17 protein-coding genes are annotated in these 18,478 nt (G+C 65.7%); 8 read left to right on the plus strand and 9 right to left on the minus strand.

The features are described from left to right. Positions 1–85 precede the first annotated feature (85 nt). Positions 86–877 (plus strand): glutaminyl-peptide cyclotransferase, encoded by a 792-nt coding sequence (locus I5E68_RS01730; protein ID WP_197160170.1) that lies wholly within the window; start codon positions 86–88, stop codon positions 875–877. A gap of 18 nt (positions 878–895) precedes the next feature. On the opposite strand, the gene I5E68_RS01735 is transcribed toward I5E68_RS01730, so the two are convergent. Next, positions 896–1,411, minus strand: coding sequence for a CHAP domain-containing protein (locus I5E68_RS01735; RefSeq protein WP_197160171.1), 516 nt, complete (start codon positions 1,409–1,411; stop codon positions 896–898). Positions 1,412–1,647: 236 nt separating this feature from the next. On the opposite strand from I5E68_RS01735, the gene I5E68_RS01740 reads away from it, so the two are divergent. Beyond that, on the plus strand, positions 1,648–2,016 hold the full coding sequence (locus tag I5E68_RS01740) for a MerC domain-containing protein (protein ID WP_197160172.1): 369 nt from the start codon (positions 1,648–1,650) through the stop codon (positions 2,014–2,016). A 67-nt stretch (positions 2,017–2,083) separates the two neighbouring features. Here the strand turns inward: I5E68_RS01740 and I5E68_RS01745 are convergent, their stop codons facing one another. From I5E68_RS01745 to I5E68_RS01755, 3 genes are all read right to left on the minus strand, one after another. Continuing rightward, a complete protein-coding gene (locus I5E68_RS01745; protein WP_197160173.1) occupies positions 2,084–4,402 on the minus strand; it encodes a CDC48 family AAA ATPase in 2,319 nt (772 codons plus the stop codon). Positions 4,403–5,046: 644 nt separating this feature from the next. Beyond that, positions 5,047–5,829: a universal stress protein gene (locus I5E68_RS01750; RefSeq protein WP_197160174.1), complete on the minus strand. Its 783-nt coding sequence runs from the start codon at positions 5,827–5,829 to the stop codon at positions 5,047–5,049. 177 nt (positions 5,830–6,006) lie between these two features. After that, entirely contained in the window at positions 6,007–6,888 is an 882-nt protein-coding gene (locus I5E68_RS01755) for a LysR family transcriptional regulator (RefSeq protein WP_197160175.1), read from the minus strand. A gap of 94 nt (positions 6,889–6,982) precedes the next feature. Here I5E68_RS01755 and I5E68_RS01760 point away from each other — a divergent pair, with 94 nt between their 5' ends. The 4 genes from I5E68_RS01760 to I5E68_RS01775 all read left to right on the plus strand — a co-directional run bounded on the left by I5E68_RS01760 (position 6,983) and on the right by I5E68_RS01775 (position 9,841). Next, the gene (locus I5E68_RS01760) at positions 6,983–7,690 is read left to right on the plus strand and encodes a CoA transferase subunit A (RefSeq protein WP_197160177.1); all 708 of its coding nucleotides are present in this window, start codon (positions 6,983–6,985) and stop codon (positions 7,688–7,690) included. Between the two features lies 1 nt (position 7,691). Next, positions 7,692–8,333: a CoA transferase subunit B gene (locus tag I5E68_RS01765; protein ID WP_197160178.1), complete on the plus strand. Its 642-nt coding sequence runs from the start codon at positions 7,692–7,694 to the stop codon at positions 8,331–8,333. 140 nt (positions 8,334–8,473) lie between these two features. Further along, on the plus strand, positions 8,474–9,106 hold the full coding sequence (locus I5E68_RS01770; RefSeq protein WP_323982062.1) for a hypothetical protein: 633 nt from the start codon (positions 8,474–8,476) through the stop codon (positions 9,104–9,106). 189 nt (positions 9,107–9,295) lie between these two features. Next, a complete protein-coding gene (locus I5E68_RS01775; protein ID WP_197160182.1) occupies positions 9,296–9,841 on the plus strand; it encodes a glutathione peroxidase in 546 nt (181 codons plus the stop codon). A gap of 67 nt (positions 9,842–9,908) precedes the next feature. Here I5E68_RS01775 and I5E68_RS01780 read toward each other — a convergent pair whose 3' ends face one another. Then, positions 9,909–10,760, minus strand: a complete 852-nt coding sequence (locus tag I5E68_RS01780) for a sulfurtransferase (RefSeq protein ID WP_197160184.1) — start codon at positions 10,758–10,760, stop codon at positions 9,909–9,911. Between the two features lie 290 nt (positions 10,761–11,050). On the opposite strand from I5E68_RS01780, the gene I5E68_RS01785 reads away from it, so the two are divergent. Together I5E68_RS01785 and I5E68_RS01790 are read left to right on the plus strand one after the other, a co-directional pair. Next, on the plus strand, positions 11,051–13,123 hold the full coding sequence (locus I5E68_RS01785) for a S46 family peptidase (RefSeq protein WP_197160186.1): 2,073 nt from the start codon (positions 11,051–11,053) through the stop codon (positions 13,121–13,123). Positions 13,124–13,189: 66 nt separating this feature from the next. Further along, the gene (locus tag I5E68_RS01790) at positions 13,190–13,705 is read left to right on the plus strand and encodes a hypothetical protein (RefSeq protein WP_197160187.1); all 516 of its coding nucleotides are present in this window, start codon (positions 13,190–13,192) and stop codon (positions 13,703–13,705) included. A 24-nt stretch (positions 13,706–13,729) separates the two neighbouring features. Here I5E68_RS01790 and I5E68_RS01795 read toward each other — a convergent pair whose 3' ends face one another. From I5E68_RS01795 to lnt, 4 genes are all read right to left on the minus strand, one after another. Beyond that, positions 13,730–14,368, minus strand: coding sequence for a glutathione S-transferase (locus I5E68_RS01795; RefSeq protein ID WP_197160188.1), 639 nt, complete (start codon positions 14,366–14,368; stop codon positions 13,730–13,732). Beyond that, positions 14,365–15,378, minus strand: coding sequence for an oxygen-dependent tRNA uridine(34) hydroxylase TrhO (gene trhO / locus I5E68_RS01800; protein ID WP_197160189.1), 1,014 nt, complete (start codon positions 15,376–15,378; stop codon positions 14,365–14,367). The genes I5E68_RS01795 and trhO overlap by 4 nt, the downstream gene beginning before the upstream one ends. A gap of 127 nt (positions 15,379–15,505) precedes the next feature. Beyond that, the gene (gene metK, locus I5E68_RS01805; RefSeq protein WP_197160190.1) at positions 15,506–16,723 is read right to left on the minus strand and encodes a methionine adenosyltransferase; all 1,218 of its coding nucleotides are present in this window, start codon (positions 16,721–16,723) and stop codon (positions 15,506–15,508) included. Between the two features lie 46 nt (positions 16,724–16,769). After that, on the minus strand, positions 16,770–18,407 hold the full coding sequence (gene lnt, locus I5E68_RS01810) for an apolipoprotein N-acyltransferase (RefSeq protein ID WP_370463750.1): 1,638 nt from the start codon (positions 18,405–18,407) through the stop codon (positions 16,770–16,772). Positions 18,408–18,478: the final 71 nt, after the last annotated feature.

Raw genomic sequence — 18,478 nt, forward strand, 5'->3', positions numbered from 1 at the left:
CACAGGCCCGCGGGCTCCATCGCTGTTAGAAGTCACTGACCGCATGGGACTTGCGCTGCCTGACGGCGTGAGGCAGCACCGCGCGATGATCGCATCTCGTCTCACCCGTCCGCTCCTGGCCGGGGTTTTCGCTCTCACCGGCCTTGCTGGCTGCTCGCACCCCGCGCTCTCCGAGCCGGTGCCGGTGTGCAAGGCGCAGGTGCTCGAGAGCTATCCGCACGATCCCCGCGCCTTTACCGAGGGGCTGTTCTACCTCGATGGCCTGCTCTGGGAGAGTACCGGGCTCAAGGGACGTTCGCGCGTGTTCTCGCGCCGGGTCGAGGATGCGACGCCGCTCAAGGTCGGAGAGGTCGACCCCACTTTCTTCGGCGAGGGCATCGTGCCCGTCGGCGACGAGATCATCAGCCTCACCTGGCGCGACGGCATGGCCTATCGCTGGGACCGCGCGACGATGACGGCCAAGGAACTCTTCGTCTTTACCGGCGAGGGCTGGGGCATGACCGCGCATGGTGGCACGATCTGGCAGAGCGACGGGTCCGCGACGCTGCGCCTGCGCGATCCCGAGACTTTCGCGCAAGTCGGCAGTCTCGCGGTGACCGACGGCGAGGGGCTCCCGGTCGACCAGCTCAACGAGCTCGAATGGATCGACGGCGAGATCTGGGCCAATGTCTGGATGGAAGAACGCATTGCCCGGATCGATCAGGCAAGCGGCAAGGTCGTCGGGTGGATCGATCTTTCGGGCCTCGCTGCCGATGCCGGCGCACGCACGCCGGACGACGTCGCCAACGGGATCGCCTGGGACGAGGCGGGCGGCCGGATCTTCGTGACCGGCAAGAACTGGTCGAAACTTTACCGGATCAGGCCTGACTGCCCCTGACCCTTGGCTGCGAGCCGATCAGTCGCCGGCGAGTTCAGTGCTTTCGTCTGCTTTGGCGAGGGTTGTCTGCGACAGGCTCTCGTGGCCGGGCGCATAGATGAAGCCGAAGGTGGGGTTGGCGCGTGAGCCCATGCCCTTGATCGGGTCGTACCACACGCGCACGTCGCTCCAGTCGCCTGCTTCGGAGACATCCTCGGCCATCGCCGCGGTCTCGATCATGCCCGGGCGCGACCAGTTGGCGTGGTCGAGCAGGACGTGGCGTTCGTCGACGATCTTGCCGATCACCGCGACGTGGCCATAGGGCATGGCCGCGGTCGAGCGGAACACCAGCACGGCGCCGACCTGCGGGGTCTGGCCGCGGTCGTAGCTGCCTTCGGCCTGGCTCCACCAGGTCGCGGCGTTGCCGTGGATGGCAATGCCCGATTCTGCACGCGCATAAGGGACGCACTGGAGCACGCTGGCACTGGCAGTGGCAGTGCTGCCGAAGCCGACGAGGACAGCGAGGATGGTCAGGAGCCGTGGAACCGATTTCATGGTCAGGCGTTATATGCGGCAACTGCGAAAGAACCAGTTCGCGCATGCACCATGCGCCGCATCTCTCGCTCGCTTCGTCGCAGCGCTCAACACACTGTCGGAACGTGAAAAACTTTTCCCGCAAGGGGCTGGAAAATGGCTTGATCAAAATTATGTAATGTTATCTCATAACGTTATTTTGCAGGTAGCCATTCATGTCTCAAATCTCGCCCTTTCGGGCCCGGCGTGTTGCCGACTTGATCGAATCAGCCTCGATCTCGGCGTCCGCCCTTTGCATGGTCCACTGCCTTGCACTTCCCGTACTGCTGTTCCTCGTCCCCGGAATTCTGGGTGCCTTCTTCGAATCCGAGGCCTTCCACGTCGTTGCGCTGGGCTTCGTCGTACCGGGCGCGCTCGGCGCCTTCGCGCTGGGCTATCGCCGACATGGCCGGCTCGCACCGACGCTGATCGGAACGCTCGGCGTCGCACTGTTGGTCACGGCTGTCGTGTTCTTCGAGGGCACGAGCGGCGAAACGGTCCTGACCGTCGCGGGCAGCATGCTGCTGGTTGCGGGACACAGCCTCAACTGGCGTGAGCGCAGCGCCTGTCATTGCGAGATATGCTGATAGCATGAAAGAGGGACCCGGATCACAGGATCCGGGCCCCTCTTTCGCTAGTGCACGCAGCGCTCGTTCAGTCGCCGTGCTTGCTCTCGCGCGTGCTCTCGAGCATTCCCGGAGCAACGAAGCCGATGGGGGAGACTTCCATCGCGCGCTTCTTCAACTCGCCACGCATCTTGGCATATTCGGCCTCCATCTCGGCAGAGACCGTGGCGCGGCTGTCCTCGAGGGCTTCCTCGAAGTCGGCCATCTCCACCGCTTCGACCCCGGTTCCGCGCTTGCGGATGGCGATGAGGCCCGCACGGCGCACCACGTCCTCGAGATCGGCGCCGGTGAAGCGTTCGGTGCGGTCCGCGATAACCCCCAGCTGTACGTCCTCGGCCAGCGGCATCTTGGCGGTGTGGATGCCCAGGATATGTTCGCGCCCTGCGCTATCGGGCGTGCCGACATAGACCAGTTCGTCGAAGCGCCCGGGGCGCAGCAATGCGGGGTCGACCAGGCCGGGACGATTGGTCGCGCCGATCAGGATTACCGACTGCAACTCCTCCATCCCGTCCATCTCGGCGAGGATCGTGTTGACGACGCGCGCGGTGACTTGCGGTTCGCCAAGGCCACCGCCGCCCATGCCGCGTGCGGGCACGAGGCTGTCGATCTCGTCGATGAAGATCACGCAAGGTGCGACCTGGCGTGCGCGGGCGAAGAGGCGTGCGATTTGCTGCTCGCTCTCGCCGTACCACTTCGAGAGCAGGTCCGAAGACTTGATCGAGATGAAGTTGGCCTCCGCCTCCTTGGCCACCGCCTTGGCGAGGAGTGTCTTGCCGGTACCCGGCGGGCCATAGAGCAGGAAGCCCTTGGCCGAGCGGATACCAAGCTTGTGGAACGCCTCGGGGTTCTTGAGCGGGAGCTCGATGCCTTCCTTGAGCTTGAGCTGGGCATCGTCGAGCCCGCCGATATCGGCCCAGCCGATGTCGGGAACCTGCACCATGACCTCGCGCATCGCCGAGGGCTGGACGCGCTTCAGGGCCTCGATGAAATCGTCGCGCTCGACCGAGAGGGTCTCGAGCACCTCGGGAGGAATGGTGCGCGCCTCGAGGTCGAGCTTGGGCATGATCCGGCGCACTGCTTCGATCGCGGCCTCGCGGCTCAGGGCGGCGATGTCCGCACCGACGAAGCCGTGCGTGGTACGCGCCAGCTCCTTGAGGTCGATGCCCTTGCCCAGCGGCATACCGCGCGTGTGGATGGCGAGGATTTCGCGCCGTCCGCTCTCGTCGGGAACGCCGATCACGATCTCGCGGTCGAAGCGGCCGGGGCGGCGCAGTGCCTCGTCGATCGCGTCGGGTCGGTTGGTCGCGGCGATGACGACGACATGGGCGCGGCTGTTGAGCCCGTCCATCAGCGTGAGCAGCTGGGCGACGAGCCGCTTCTCGGCTTCGCCATGGACCTGATCGCGCTTGGGGGCGATCGAGTCGATCTCGTCGATGAAGATGATCGCGGGCGCGGCCTTGGTCGCCTCCTCGAAGACTTCGCGCAGGTGCTTCTCGCTCTCGCCGTAGCCCGAACCCATGATTTCGGGCCCGTTGATCGAGAAGAACTGCGCCTCGCTCTCGTTGGCGACGGCTTGCGCGAGGCGGGTCTTGCCGGTGCCCGGCGGGCCGTGGAGCAGCACGCCCTTGGGCGGGGCGACGCCAAGGCGGGTGAAGAGCTCGGGGTAGCGTAGCGGCAGCTCGACCATCTCGCGCAACTGGCGGATGGTGTCGCCCATCCCGCCGACATCGTCGTAGTTGACGTCGCCGCGCGCGTCCTGCGCCTCCTCGAAGGTCTCGCGCAGCTCGACTTCGGTATTTTCGTCGATGTGGACGATACCGCGCGGGGTGGTCGAGACGACATTGAGGCGGATTTGCGTGAGCGCATAGGCCGGCGCGTTGAACATCCGGCGCAGCTGCGGCGGAATGTCCGCAACTTGCTGCTGGCCGGTAGTGGCAACGAGGTCGCCCTGGACCATCGGGCGCTGGAAGAAGTTGCGCTTGAGCGCGATCGTCGGACCCTGCAGGCGCATGTCCTTGTGTCCGGGCGCGAAGACGACGCGCTGGGCGGGGCGCGACTCGGCCTTGCGCACGGAGACATGGTCGCCCGAACCCACCTCGGCATTGCCGCGCTGGAGGCCGTCGAGCCGGATGAGGGACAGCCCTTCGTCTTCGGGGAAGGCGAGCACGGCGCGCGCGACGGTGACCGACTTGCCGGTGATCTCGAGCACGTCACCTTCCATGGCGCCGATTGCGGCTAGCGATTCGCGAGACATGCGGGCGATGCCCTGTCCGCTTTCCTCCTGCTTCGCCGCGGCGACCTGCAGTCGCGCCGTGCGTTCGTCGACCGGGGATTCTGTTTCGGCCATGTCGGTCCTTTCCAAATGTCGCACCGGGACCGGCGCCGGGAAGCGCGCCTCGGGAAACCGGGAACATGGAAAACGAACTAGGTATCGGCCGGGAGGATTTCAAACCGTCCCGGCTGCGCGGGGCACGTCCTGCGTGCTCAGGTTGAAGGCCAAAAAAAAAAGGCCCGGACGTGAAGCCCGAGCCGTGGAAGTTTTGGGAGAGGATGCCTGAAAGGCAGGTTCTGTATGCATCGAGACTGGCTATTGTGCAAGTGCGAATGCTCTTGTCTGTGATGCAAAATATGCAATTACGCTTTCGTCTTGCGCATTTAATTTGCGTTAAGCGGGCGTAAGAATGGCGTAAATCCGCCATTTCGTGTTGTGAATCAGCTTTCAGCTTTGAGAGGTAGAAGTCGGAAAGCGACTTACGCGCCGTCCATCGTGCAGGCGATGCCTGCTGCGCTGCAAAAAATGCTCCGACATTTTCGGCGCTTACCTTGTGAACATTCACTTTCGGGTGCGATTTGTCGGCTGGCCAAATGGTCAGGGCACGCACCTGGCGGGGCGAGTCGGTGATGGACGCGGGACCCGCAAACGCAAAGAGGCACCATCGGGGTGGATGGTGCCTCTTTTCATCGTCGGCGTCGCCGACGCAGCGGGGCTCCTCAGTGTGCGAGCAGCAATGCCGGCGCAGTCTCCTCGTCGAGGAAATAGGCGGTTACGCCGCCGAACAGGTATTCGCGCATACGGCTCTTGCCATAGGCACCCATCACCAGCACCTCGGCCTGGCTCTGCGCGACGGCAACGGCGAGGGTCTCCTCGGTCGAGCCGCGCCGTTCCAGTTCCTCGAGTTCGGCGTGGATGCCGTGGCGCGAGAGGTAGCGCAGCGCGTCGGTCGCGGGAAAGCCGCCCGACTTCTCGGCGATCGTCACCACCTTGACCAGCTGGCAGTCGCCCAGAAGCGGGACCGACGCGCGCAGCGCGGCAGCAGCCTGCTCACCGCCGTCCCAGCCGATGCAGGCGCGCCGGATCGGAAATTCGAGCGGCTTTGCCTCGGGCAGGACAAGGACCGGAGTGCCCGATGCCAGCGCCAGTTCGCCGCCCAGTCCACCCGAGCGAGAGACGATCACCAGATCGCTCAGCCGGGCGATGCTGGCGAGCGCGCTGACCGGATCGTCCTCGCTGCGCAGCACGTCGAAGGGGACCTCGTTGCGCGCGAAGCGGGCCTCGATTGCCTCGGCGGCCGAATCGTCTTCCGCGCGCGCCTTGTCGAGCGCTTCGGAGATCACGTAGCTGCCGCCCATCGGGTCCATCGCGATATAGCGTGCGACGGGCGTGTCGACGAGAGCGGTGACATGGCCGCCGGTGCGGCGGGCGAGGTTGAGCGCGGTTTCGATCCGGGCATCGTTGCCCGGCTTGCGGTCCGCATTTACGAGAATCGAGCGCATGGTCTTTCTCCCTTTCACGAACTTAACCTAGGGGCTGTTTGCCAGCCCGCCATGACGAAGATCAAACATCGTGCAGGTTGAGGCACATGCGTTCGAAATCCGTGGTGTTCTTCTTGCCGTCGAGGACGCTCACACCTTGTTACAGCATCGCACTTCGCGACGCGACTTCAGAAGGGTTCATGCGCCAGGCTCGATGCTGAGCCGCGCCGCGCGCTCGAACAGGTCGAGCACGATTGGGTCGCTTTCGCGCGCACGGATGGCGGCTTCGAAATGGACGACGTGGGCAGGCCTCTCCAGCACCTCGACCAGCGTCCCGGCAGCGAGGCTGGTGCGGGCCATGGTCTCGGGCAGGATCGCGGCGCCGCGCCCGCAAGTGACGATCTCGATCAGGGTGCGCACGTTGTTGCAGGTGTGCACCGTGGCAGGCGCGATATCATGCGCCTCGAGCGTTGCGAGCGTGACCTGGTGCAGCGGCGAGTGCGCGGGCAGTGACCATACCGGCAGGTCGCCTGCCGCAAGGGCCCGGTTGGCCTTAGCCGCCGGACTGGCCGCCCAGACCAGCGCGACCGAGCCGATCGGGGCCGTGCGGATGCCGGGGCTCGCGACAGGCCCGGCGAGGAAGACGATGTCGCGCTCGCCACTGAGCAGTTGCTGGAGCAGGCGCGCGGTGAGGTCGAGTTCGATTTCCATGGTGATGCCGGGGCGCTCGCGCTCGATCGCCTCGACCCAGGCGGGCAGGCAGCTGGCCGCGGCGATCTCGCCGGAACCGATCCGCACGCTGCCGGTTGCCCCTGCATGGTCCGAGGTTTCGAGCAGTACCCTTTCGAGCCCGTGGCACAGCGGTTCGCACTGCTGGATCAGGCGCCTGCCCCGCGCGGTGAGGACCATGCGCCGTCCTTCCCGGCGGAACAGTGCGACGCCCAGCTGCTCCTCGATCTCGCGTACGCGCGCGGAAATCGCGGGCTGGGTCGTATTGAGCCTTTGCGCGGCACTTGCGAAGGTACCCAGACGCTCGATCCAGATCAGCGTCTCGAGATGGTAGAGGGCGATGCGTTTCATAAGTCATGCTTATCACAAGTGATAAAAACTAATCGCTATTCCTGATGTACCGGTTCGGATAGCCTTCGCGCCGGAAGTTGGAGAGACAAACGCCATGAAAAAGCTATATCCCAGCGCCGAGGCCGCGCTCGATGGCCTGCTCGCGGACGGACTGCTGATCGCCTCGGGCGGTTTCGGCCTATGCGGGATCCCCGAGCGCCTGCTCGACGCGGTACGCGATGCCGGGGTCAAGGACCTCACCTTCGCCTCGAACAATGCCGGCATCGACAACGAGGGCATCGGCAAGCTGCTGCGCACCAGGCAGGTCAGGAAGATGATCTCGTCCTACGTCGGCGAGAACAAGGAGTTCGAGCGCCAGTTCCTCTCGGGAGAACTGGAAGTCGAGTTCTCCCCGCAGGGCACGCTGGCCGAGCGCATGCGCGCAGGCGGTGCGGGCATTCCCGGCTTCTACACCAAGACCGGCGTCGGCACACAGGTCGCCGAGGGCAAGGAGGTCAAGAGCTTCAACGGCCAGGACTACATCCTCGAGGAAGGGATCTTCGCCGACCTCAGCCTGGTCAAGGCCTGGAAGGCCGACGAGAGCGGCAACGTGATCTTCCGCAAGACCGCGCGCAACTTCAACGTGCCCGCCGCGACCTGCGGCAAGGTCTGCGTCGTCGAAGTCGAGGAAGTGGTGCCCACCGGCAGCCTCGATCCCGACCACATCCATCTGCCCGGCGTCTTCGTCCAGCGCATGATCCTGGGCGCGCCCTACGACAAGAAGATCGAATTCGTGACCACCCGTGAAAGGGAGAGCGCCTGAGATGCCCTGGAATCGCAACGAGATGGCCGCGCGTGCGGCCCGCGAGCTGGAAGACGGCTTCTACGTCAACCTGGGCATCGGCATTCCGACGCTCGTCGCCAACTACGTCCCCGAGGGCATGACCGTGACGCTGCAGAGCGAGAACGGCATGCTCGGCATCGGCCCGTTCCCATATGCGGGCGAGGAAGACGCCGACCTCATCAATGCGGGCAAGCAGACGGTCAGCGAACTGCCGCAGACCGCCTACTTCGACAGCGCGACAAGCTTCGGCATGATCCGCGGCGGGCACATCAACCTTGCCGTGCTGGGTGCGATGGAAGTGGCCGAGAACGGCGACATCGCGAACTGGATGATCCCGGGCAAGATGATCAAGGGCATGGGCGGGGCGATGGATCTCGTCGCGGGCGTGCAGAAGATCATCGTCGTCATGGAGCATTGCTCCAAGTCGGGTGATCCCAAGTTCATCCCCGAATGCACCCTGCCGCTGACCGGCAAGAACGTGATCGACATGATCGTCACCGATCTTGCGGTGTTCCAGCGCGCAGACCACGACAGCCCCTTCAAGCTGATCGAACTGGCACCGGGCGTTACGGCCGAGGAAGTCGCGGCGAAGACTACCGCCAAATATGAAGTTGCGCTATGACCTGAGGCGTTTTTGATGCGCCTCAGGAGGGAATTATTTCTTTTATTTCCAATGTATTGCGGGTTTGTGCAGCGAGCATTTCATTGCTTGTCTGTGCGCCCGCAATCGCTTCTTCGGATGATGGTGAAAGCTATCCCGAAGTGCCCGAACCGATGGTCTTCGACCTCGTGCGCGGGCTGGGCGCAAGGGCTGGCGAGCTTGAAGTGAACACGCTCGCGACCACGCCCCTTTCAGGGCAGGACAAGGTTGTCGAGTGGGCGCCCGAAATCGAATACGCCATCATCGACAACCTGGCGATCGAGTTCGAGCTGCCCTTCGAGAACATGGCGCTGACCGAGCTCAAGGTGGGGGTACAGGGCACCTTCGGCACCTTCGACAGGGGGCGCATTGTCCACGGTGTCCAATATCTTGGCATCTATCATCGCGAGGACAAGGCGGCATCGCACGCACTCCTCTATCTTCTCGGACGGCAGCACAGCGATCGCTGGAGCACGATGACGATGCTGGGCGTGGGTGACGTGCGCGTGGGCCAGTCGGAAAGCGAGGCGGGACTGCTCGTCAATCATACGACGTTCTACAAGGTCAACGAGACACAGACTGCTGGTCTCGAGGTCAACTACAAGTCGGATCGTGACGGCGGCGTGCTGGTCATGCCGCAGTACCATGCAAGTGTGATCGGCAACTTCGGGGTGCAGGTCGGTCTTGGCGTCGACAAACAGCGGGGCGAGGTGGCACGGCCGGTCGGCGGCCTGCGCGCAATCCTGGAGTTCTGAGGGAAATCACGGAGGGCAGGCCGGGCGATTAGTGGCGCAGCAGGATCGGGCAGGCCTGTCGAGAGGTCCGGTTTCGCCTTGCTCCGCTTGGCGGCAGGGCCATTCTTGCGCCTTGCCGCAAGGCTCTCCATGCCTACATCGATGCGATGCCTTCGCAGTCGCGACGCACCCAATGGGAGATCCCAGTTCATGACCGATATCGCCTCCATTCCGCTCACCCGCATCAATGGCAGCGCCGACACTCTCGCCGCGCACAGCGGCAAGGTGCTGCTGATCGTCAATACCGCCTCCAAGTGCGGCCTTACCCCGCAATACGAGGGCCTCGAGGCGCTGTTTCAGGAGTACAAGGACAAGGGGCTCGAGATCCTCGGCTTCCCCGCCAACGATTTCGGTGCACAGGAGCCGGGCACGAACGAGGAAATCACCGAGTTCTGCCAGGTGAACTACGGCGTCTCTTTCCCGCTCTTCGCCAAGGCCGACGTCACCGGCGAGGGCAAGCAGCCGCTCTATGCCGCGCTCACTCAGGCCAAGCCGGAAAAGGTCGGCCCCGCCGAGGAATTCCGCGAGAAGCTCAAGGGCTTCGGCATGACCCCGACGCAGGACCCCGAGGTTCTGTGGAACTTCGAGAAGTTCCTCGTTTCGAAGGAGGGCGAGGTCGTCGGTCGTTTCGCGCCGGGCGTCGAGCCCAAGTCTGACGAACTGGTCTCCGCTATCGAGGCTGAGTTGGCCAAGTAACCGCAGGCTTTCGTCGCCAATGGAAAAGGGGGCTTTGGGGCCCCCTTTTTTGTGCGATCGTCGCTCGTCAGGCCTCGCCGGTGGCGACGGGGCGATCGGGGTCGCTGGTCCACTCGCTCCACGAACCGGGATAGAGGAACGAGCCGGGGAGCCCCGCGATCTCCATCGCCAGTGCATTCTGGCAGGCGGTCACGCCCGAACCGCATTGCAAGATCGCGGGCTTGCCGTCGAGCAGTGCCTCGAATTCGGCGCGCAGCTCCTCGGCCTCGCGGAAATAGCCGTCGTTGGTCATGTTGTCGCGGAAGAAGCGGTTCTTCGCGCCCGGGATGTGCCCGAAGGCGATGTCGGTGGGATTGGCCTCGCCGCGAAAGCGCGCCGGATCGCGGGCGTCGAGCACTTGCGCGTCGCCCGCCTCGATGTTGGCGAGAACCTCGGCGGCGGTGACGGTGCCCGCGACGAGCGGTACGCCAGCCTCGAAATTGCCTTCCTCGACCTCCAGCGCCTCGCCGTTCTCGAGTTCGTGGCCCTGTTCGGCCCAGGCCGAGCGCGCACCGTCGAGCACCGCGACGTTGGCATGACCCATCCAGCGCAGCAGCCACCATGCACGGGCGGCACCGGCATTGGCGGTGGAATCGTAAGTGACGACGAGCTGGTCCTTATTCAGGCCCTGCTTGCGCAGCCAGGCAGCGAACGTGTCACGGTCGGGCAGCGGGTGACGCCCGTTCGAGCCGTCGGCGATGCCCGAGAGATCGTGATCGAGGTGGGCGTGGCGCGCCGTCGGGATATGCCCGTTGCGAAACGAGGCAGGCCCGTTCTCGGGGTGGGCGAGGTCGAACTCGCAATCGAGCACGAGGACCTTGGCCTCGGCATCGATGAGGTCCTTGAGTTCGTCGACGGAAATCAGGGTCTGGTAGCGCATTTGGGCATCCTATCGCGCGCTCGGGTACCTTGCCAGCACCGTGCCGCGCCTCTCTCTTGTTGATCTTGTCTTGTGTTCACAAGAACAACCAGTGGCGCCCGGCACGGTTCCGCGTGGAAGTGCACGCGCCGCAGCGCCACCCGGTCAGTCGTGCATTGGTCGGGACAGGTCGGTCGTTCGTCGATCACCTGTCGAAGCCTGCGGCTTCGCGCCGTGGCCGGTGAAATTGTCCCTAGACAAGCGGTCAACGCACTGGGAAACCGCGCTATCCGACAGACGAGGACACATTCATGATCCCGCGCAAGCACGCAATTCTCGCCGCGAAGGCAGCCAGCCTGGCCCTCGTGGCCGCAACCCTTTCCACCACCGCGACCACCGCCAGCGCCGACGAGGGCATGTGGACCTTCGACGGCTTTCCCGCCGCGCAGATGAAGGCCGACTACGGCTGGGCGCCCGATCAGGCCTGGCTCGACAAGGTGCGCGCTTCCGCGGTGCGTCTGACCGGCGGCTGTTCGGCCAGCTTCGTCTCGGGGCAGGGGCTCATCCTCACCAACCACCACTGCGTCGCCTCGTGCCTCTACGACAACTCGACCGGCGAGAACGACCTGCTCGAACACGGCTACATCGCCGCCTCGCTGCGCGACGAGAAAAAGTGCCCGGGCCAGCAGGCCGAGGTCGTCACCAAGATCGCTGACGTCACCGGCGACGTGAAGGCCGCGATCGGTTCGCTCACCGGCGAGGCGCTGACCAAGGCGCGCGATGCGAAGATCGCCGAGATCGAATCGGCGGGCTGCACCGATACGGCGAAGTTCCGCTGCCAGGTCGTCACCCTGTTCGGCGGCGGGCAGTACAAGCTCTATACCTACCGCAAGTACTCCGACGTGCGCCTAGTATGGTCGCCCGAGGACCGCGCCGCGACCTTCGGCGGCGACCCGGATAACTTCAACTTCCCGCGCTACTCGCTCGACGGCTCGTTCCTGCGCGCCTACGAGGACGGCAAACCGGTGAAGACCCCGGTCCACCTCACCTGGAATCCGCGCGCGCCCAAGGCCGACGAGGCCACCTTCGTGGTCGGCAACCCCGGCTCGACCTCGCGCCTCTATACCCTCAGCCAGCTCGCCTTCGAGCGCGAGGTGCGCCTGCCGGTCACCGTCGCGACGATGTCCGAGCTGCGCGGTCGCCTGATCCGCGCGATGGAGGAGAGTGCCGAGCACCAGCGCGAGGGGCTCGACATGCTCAACGGCGTCGAGAATTCGCTCAAGGTCTACATCGGCCGCACCAAGGCGCTCAACGACCCGGCCTTCACCGCCAAGCTGGCGCTCGCCGAAAAGGACCTGAGGTCGAAGAGCGCGGGCAATGCCGCGATCGGCGATCCCTGGTCGCAGGTCGACACGGCGGTCGATGCCTACCGTGCGCTCTACCTGCCCTATCGCTACGATGCGCCCTCGGGTTCGCTCTACGGCTATGCGCAGTCGCTCGTCTATGCTGCTGCCGAGCGCGAGAAGCCCAATGCCGAGCGCCTGCCGGGCTATACCGACAGCACGCTGCCGCTGACCGAGAAGCGCCTGCTCGACGAGGCACCGGTCTACCCCTGGCTCGACGAGCTGCAGATGGCCTGGAGCCTCTCCAAGGCGCGCGAGTACCTGGGCGTCGACGATCCGCAGACCAGGCTGCTGCTTGGCAAGGAGAGCCCCGAGGGACTCTCCGAGCGCCTCGTCTCGGGCACGAAGCTTGCCGATCCGGCCTACCGCAAGCAGCTGTGGGACGGCGGCATGGCCGCGATCAAGGCGTCGGACGATCCGATGATCCAGTACGCACTCAAGCTCGAGCCGAACCAGCGTGCGCTCAAGAAGCAGGTCGACGAGGCTTATGCAGGCCCGGTCACGCAGGCTGGCGCCAAGCTCGCCGACGCGCGCTTTGCGGCTTATGGCGACACGCTCTACCCCGACGCGACCTTCACCCTGCGCATCAGCTACGGGCGCGTGAAGGGCTGGACCGAGCGCGGCAATGAAGTGCCCTTCCAGACCACCATGGGCGGCACTTTCGAGCGTGCGACCGGTGCCGAACCGTTCGACCTGCCGAGCCAGTTCGCGGCGAAGCAGTCCGGGATCGACATGGACGCGACCTACGACTTCGTGACCACCAACGACATCATCGGCGGCAACTCGGGTTCGCCGGTGATCGACAAGGCAGGCACGGTGATCGGCGCGGCCTTCGACGGCAACATCCACTCGCTTGGCGGCAACTACGGCTACGATCCGGTGCTCAACCGCACCGTCGTCGTCTCCACCGCCGCGCTGCAGGAAGCGCTCGAGACGATCTACCCCGCGCCGCGCATCGTGAAGGAGCTGGCGGCGAAGTAGACTGCACTGGCCGGAAAAGGGAGGCTCTTCCTTTTCCGGCCGTGTACTCAGGAGGGATGGTTCGTAGTGAAACGACTGCTCGGTTTAGCTTGCCTGATCGGCGTTTGCACGAGCGCGCCAGCGCAGGCGGCGAGTGAAGGCAGATCGTGCGGTCTGGACAAGGTTAAGACCGTTGCCGATCTGCGCGGCGTGCTGAGCATGCGTGCCATCGAGGCCATAAAACTTGCTGCCGAGCCCCGGGGCTATGAAGAAAGCCCAGGGCTCAAGGCGCTCATCCGGCCGGATGCGGCGGTCGGTCTGGGCTCGGGCGACGTTGGGCGGCCCTTGGGGCACGGAACTTACGGCTTGCGTCATCTCGTGCGCGAAATGAACGCCGGGACGTACCGATACCTGAACTGGGATTACATCCCGACGCCTGTCGATCAGCCCTGTCATGAAGCGAAGGTGGAGATCGAATTCACGGATTCCGCCAGATTACTGGTTTATCCGGTCGAGTTCACTTTCGAGGATGGCCTGATAACCGGGGTTAGCGGTTGGACGCGCAGTTATGTTTCCGGAAACCTTTGGGCGCAATCGCCCTAAATCGACCCATTCCCGTTCGCGCGCTCAGGAGGGAAAGGCGATCGGGGCGTCGTCCGGTTGCCATGGTGCGTAGCGGACCATGATCGCGGCGAAGAGGTCCGAGGCAAGGTGGGCGGCGAGCCATCGCTGCAGGCTCGGCAGCGCCTGCGCGTCGAACCAGTCGCGGTCGGTGGCGGCGAACTGGCGCACGAAGGGCATGATCGCCATGTCGGCCAGCCCGCGCGTGGCGCCGCATAGCTGCCCCTCGGACTCGATCCGGGCGTCGAGAGCGCGCAGGAAGTCGAGGCCCGCGGCGCGGTGGGACAGCGGATCGCTGCCGTGGCGCTCGGGGTACTTGTAGCGGTCGAGGTCGTGCTTGAAGGGGCCGTCGTTGCGCGCGATCAGCGCCACATCGCCGCGTGCGAGCCATGTTTCGGGATCGCTGCGGCCCAGCGCCCAGTGCATGATCTCGAGGCTCTCCTCGATCACCGTGCCATCGCGGGTGACCACGACCGGGACCGTACCCTTGGGCGAGGCTTCGAGCATCGCCGTTGGCTTGGCGGCAAGTTTCACCTCGCGCAGCTGGCAAGTGGTGCCCGAGACCGCGAGCGCGAGGCGCGCGCGCATCGCGTAGGGGCAGCGGCGGAACGAGTAGAGGACGGGCAGGGCGCTCGGTGCGCTCATGCCGCCTTGCCGTCGTCTTCGCTGATTTTGCCTTCGTCGAGCGGCATGCGTGCCCCGACGTGCTCGGTTCCGCGCGCCTGTGCCAGCATTTCCTGGCGGTGGCGTTCGCGATAGCGCGCGCGCTGCTCGTCGCTGCGGCTGGCGTGGCAGGCGGGGCAGCTCACCCCCTCCTCGTAGAGCGGCGATGCCATGTCGGCCTCGCTCACCGGCTCGCGGCAGGCGTGGCACAGGCTATAGTCGCCCTGGACGAGACCGTGGCCGACCGAGACGCGCTGGTCGAAGACGAAGCACTGGCCCTGCCACAGGCTGTCCTCGGGCGCGACGGTTTCGAGGTACTTGAGGATACCGCCCTTGAGGTGGAAGACGTCCTCGATCCCCTCCTGCTTGAGAAAGGCGGTCGACTTCTCGCAGCGGATGCCGCCGGTGCAGAACATCGCGACCTTCGGCGGCTTTGCGCCGTCTTCACGCTGAGCCAGCAGGCGCTCGCGCTCGGCGCGGAACCAGGCTGGAAACTCGCGGAAGGTGCGGGTCCGGGGATCGATCGCGCCCGAAAAGGTGCCGATGGCGACCTCGTAGTCGTTGCGCGTGTCGATGACGATGGTGTCCGGATCGGCGATGAGCGCGTTCCAGTCCTGTGGCTCGACGTAAGTGCCGACGCTGGCGAGCGGGTCGGTGCCCGGCTCGCCCATGGTCACGATCTCGCGCTTGAGGCGCACCTTCATGCGGTGGAAGGGCATGGTGGCGGCCTCGGAGAACTTGACCTCGAGCCCGGCGCAGCCGGGCAGGGCGCGGATATGCGCGATCACCGCGTCGAGACCTTCTTCGCTCCCGGCAATGGTTCCGTTCACGCCCTCATGTGCGAGCAGCAGCGTGCCCTTGATGGCGTTCGCCTCGCACAGCGCGAGCAGGGGCGCGCGCATCGCAGCGAAATCCTCGAAGCGGGCGAAGTGGTAGAGCGCGGCAACGCGCACGCCGGTGTCGTGTGGACTGGCAGGGGCAGGGCTGGTCATCGCGCGCGCATACCGCAAAGCGGCGGGGCGCGCAAAGCCGGGGCGCTAAAAGCAGACGACCCGCCCCGGCGCTGTGGCCGAGGCGGGTCGCTTGTGTTTCAGTGGTAGGCTAAGGATCAGGTGGGGATCAGGCCAGCGCGGCCTTGATGTCCTCGACGAGGTCGGTGCGCTCCCAGGGGAACAGTTCGCCCTCTGCCTTGCGGCCGAAGTGGCCATAGGCAGCGCTCGTGCCGTAGATCGGCTTGTTGAGGCCGAGCCCGATGCGGATGCCGCGCGGGGTGAGGGCGCCGAGCTTGTCGGCAGCGACCTTGCGCAGCGCCTCCTCGAGCGCCTCTTCCGAGACCTTGCCGGTGCCGTGCATGTCGACGTAGAGCGAGAGCGGCTTGCTCACGCCGATCGCGTAGGAGACCTGGATCGTGCACTTCTTGGCGAGGCCGGCGGCGACCACGTTCTTGGCGAGGTAGCGCGTCACGTAGGCTGCCGAGCGGTCAACCTTGGTCGGGTCCTTGCCCGAGAAGGCGCCGCCGCCGTGCGGGGCCGCACCGCCGTAAGTGTCGACGATGATCTTGCGGCCGGTGAGGCCGGCATCGCCGTCGGGACCGCCGATCTCGAACTTGCCGGTCGGGTTGATGTGGTACTCGGTCGCGTCCGAGAGCAGGCCCTCGGGCAGGATCTCGGCCACGACCTTCTTCACGTAGGCCTTGAGCTCGGCTTCCTTCTCGCCCTCGTGGTAGCCGGGCACATGCTGGGTCGAGACGACGATCGCCTCGGCGGCGACCGGCTTGCCGTCCTTGTAGCGCAGCGTGACCTGGCTCTTGGCGTCAGGCTCGAGGAAGGGCGCCGCGCCCGACTTGCGGTCGGTGGCGAGGCGCTGGAGGATCTTGTGGCTGTAGTCGAGCGTCGCGGGCATCAGGTCCTCGGTCTCGTCGCAGGCGAAGCCGAACATGATGCCCTGGTCGCCCGCGCCCTCGTCCTTGTTGCCGCTCGAATCGACGCCTTGCGCGATATCCGCGCTCTGCGGATGCAGGTGGTTCTGGAAGGTGAGGTTCTGCCAGTGGAAGCCCGACTGCTCGTAGCCGATGCGCCTGACCGTCTCGCGAACGACCTTCTGGATCTGCTCCTGCGCGCCGGCTTCCCAGTTGCCGTCCTTGTCGATCATGCCCTTGCCGCGCACTTCGCCGGCAAGCACGACCAGCTGGGTGGTGGTCAGGGTCTCGCAGGCGACGCGCGCCTCGGGGTCCTTGGACAGGAACAGGTCGACGATCGCGTCCGAAATCTGGTCGGAAACCTTGTCGGGATGGCCTTCCGAGACGGACTCGGAGGTGAAGACGTACTCGCTGCGCATAGGGTCACCCAGATATAAAGAAATCTTTATGTGTGCTTCGCCAGCCCTACCCTTCGCGGCGGCGCAGTGCAACCGTGGAAACTGCAAGTACCCCAACGGATAGTGCGGCCATCGCGAGCGCGAGCAGCAGGCTGGCGGTGTTGCCGAGGCGCGCGAAAAGCGTGGGCTCGTGCGGCGGGGGGATGCGTCCGTCAAGGCGCCCGGCCTGATGGCGCGGGACGTACTGGCGCACGATCCCGTCGGCATCGATCACCGCGCTGATCCCGGTGGTGGTCGAGCGCAGCACGGGAAGGCCTTCCTCGAGCGCGCGCATGCGGGCCTGCGCGAGGTGCTGGGGCGGGCCCCAGGTACCGAACCAGCCATCGTTCGACGGGTTGAAGATGTAGTCGGGGCGATTGCCCGGATCGACCACTTCGCCCGGAAAGACGATCTCGTAGCAGATCTGCACGCCAACCTCGCCCATGGCGCCGAAGTCGAGGCTGCGCGGTCCGGGCCCCGGCCAGAAATCGAGGCTGCCCGCGACGAGCCGCGAGGCGCCCAGCGGTCCGAGCAGCCAGCGCAGCGGCAGGTATTCGCCGAAGGGCACGAGGTGGGCCTTGGAGTAGCCCGCGAGGATGTCGCCCTTGCCGTCGATCGCGGTCACCGAGTTGCGCGCGGCGACACCCTCGTCGCCGACCATCACGAGGTCGACCGCGCCGGTCATGAGCAGGCCGTAGGGCCCGATCACCCGGCCGATGCGCTTGCGCGACAGAACCGGGTCCCCGGCATAGGTGTACATGCGGTAGAGATAGTCGGGATAGCCGTCGCGGATGTAGTCGCCAAGGCCCGACTCGGGCCAGAACACCAGCCGTTTTGCGCCGGGGTCGCGCGGCACCGAAAGGCGCGCCAGCTTGATGAAGTTGGCCTCGTAATTGCGCGGATCGTCGATGTACTCCTGCCGGATGTCGGGCTGGACGAGCGTGTAGCGCAAGGCTCCCTCCTCGCGCCGTGCCCAGGGATCCGGGGCAAGCATGGCGACCGCGACCAGTGCCGCGAGCGAGAGTGCGGGCACGAGCGGGGCCCAGCGTGCGAGACCCCGGCGGGGCACGGCGAGGCGCGTGAAGTAGCCGGGCAGTCCGGCCAGCAGGACGACCACGCCCGAGAGGCCATAGGTCCCGATCCAGGGCGCGAGCATGGCGAGGCCGCGCCGGTCAAAGTCGCCGAGCACCGCCATGCCCATCGGGTTCCAGGCAAAGCCGGTGAACAGCCATCCGCGCAGCCATTCGCTCACGATCCAGCATGCGGCGAACGCGAGGGTGAGCGAGAGGTGCGCGCCTGCGCGCCGGTCGAGCGCATCGCGCGCGCGCATGTCGAGCCGTGCACGCGCCGGGGCGCTATGCATCACGCGCCAGGCTGCGGCGCAGGCGAAGGCGGGGAACAGCGCGAGGTAAAGCGCAAGCAGTACCACCGCGATCGCGCCCAGCCAGGCGGGCATGTTGGCCTGGTAGGTGAAGGCGGTGGCGATCCAGTTGTTGCCGAGGGTGAAGTGCCCGAGGCCAAAGAACCAGCCGATGGCAAAGGCGCGGCGCTGGCGTCCGGCGCGCCCGACCAGCTCGATCAGGCCGGCGAGGCCGAGGAAGGCAAGCGGCCACAGCGCGAGCGGCTGGAAGGCGCAGGCCGTCATGGCGCCGAGGAGCAGCGCCATCGGCAGGGTCATGCGCAGGAGCGGGTTGGGTGCGGCCCGGTCGGGCGCGTCATTCGAGCGGGAAGCCATTG

The sequence above is a fragment of the Novosphingobium aureum genome, assembly GCF_015865035.1.
In the GTDB taxonomy this organism is placed as follows: Bacteria; Pseudomonadota; Alphaproteobacteria; order Sphingomonadales; family Sphingomonadaceae; genus Novosphingobium; species Novosphingobium aureum.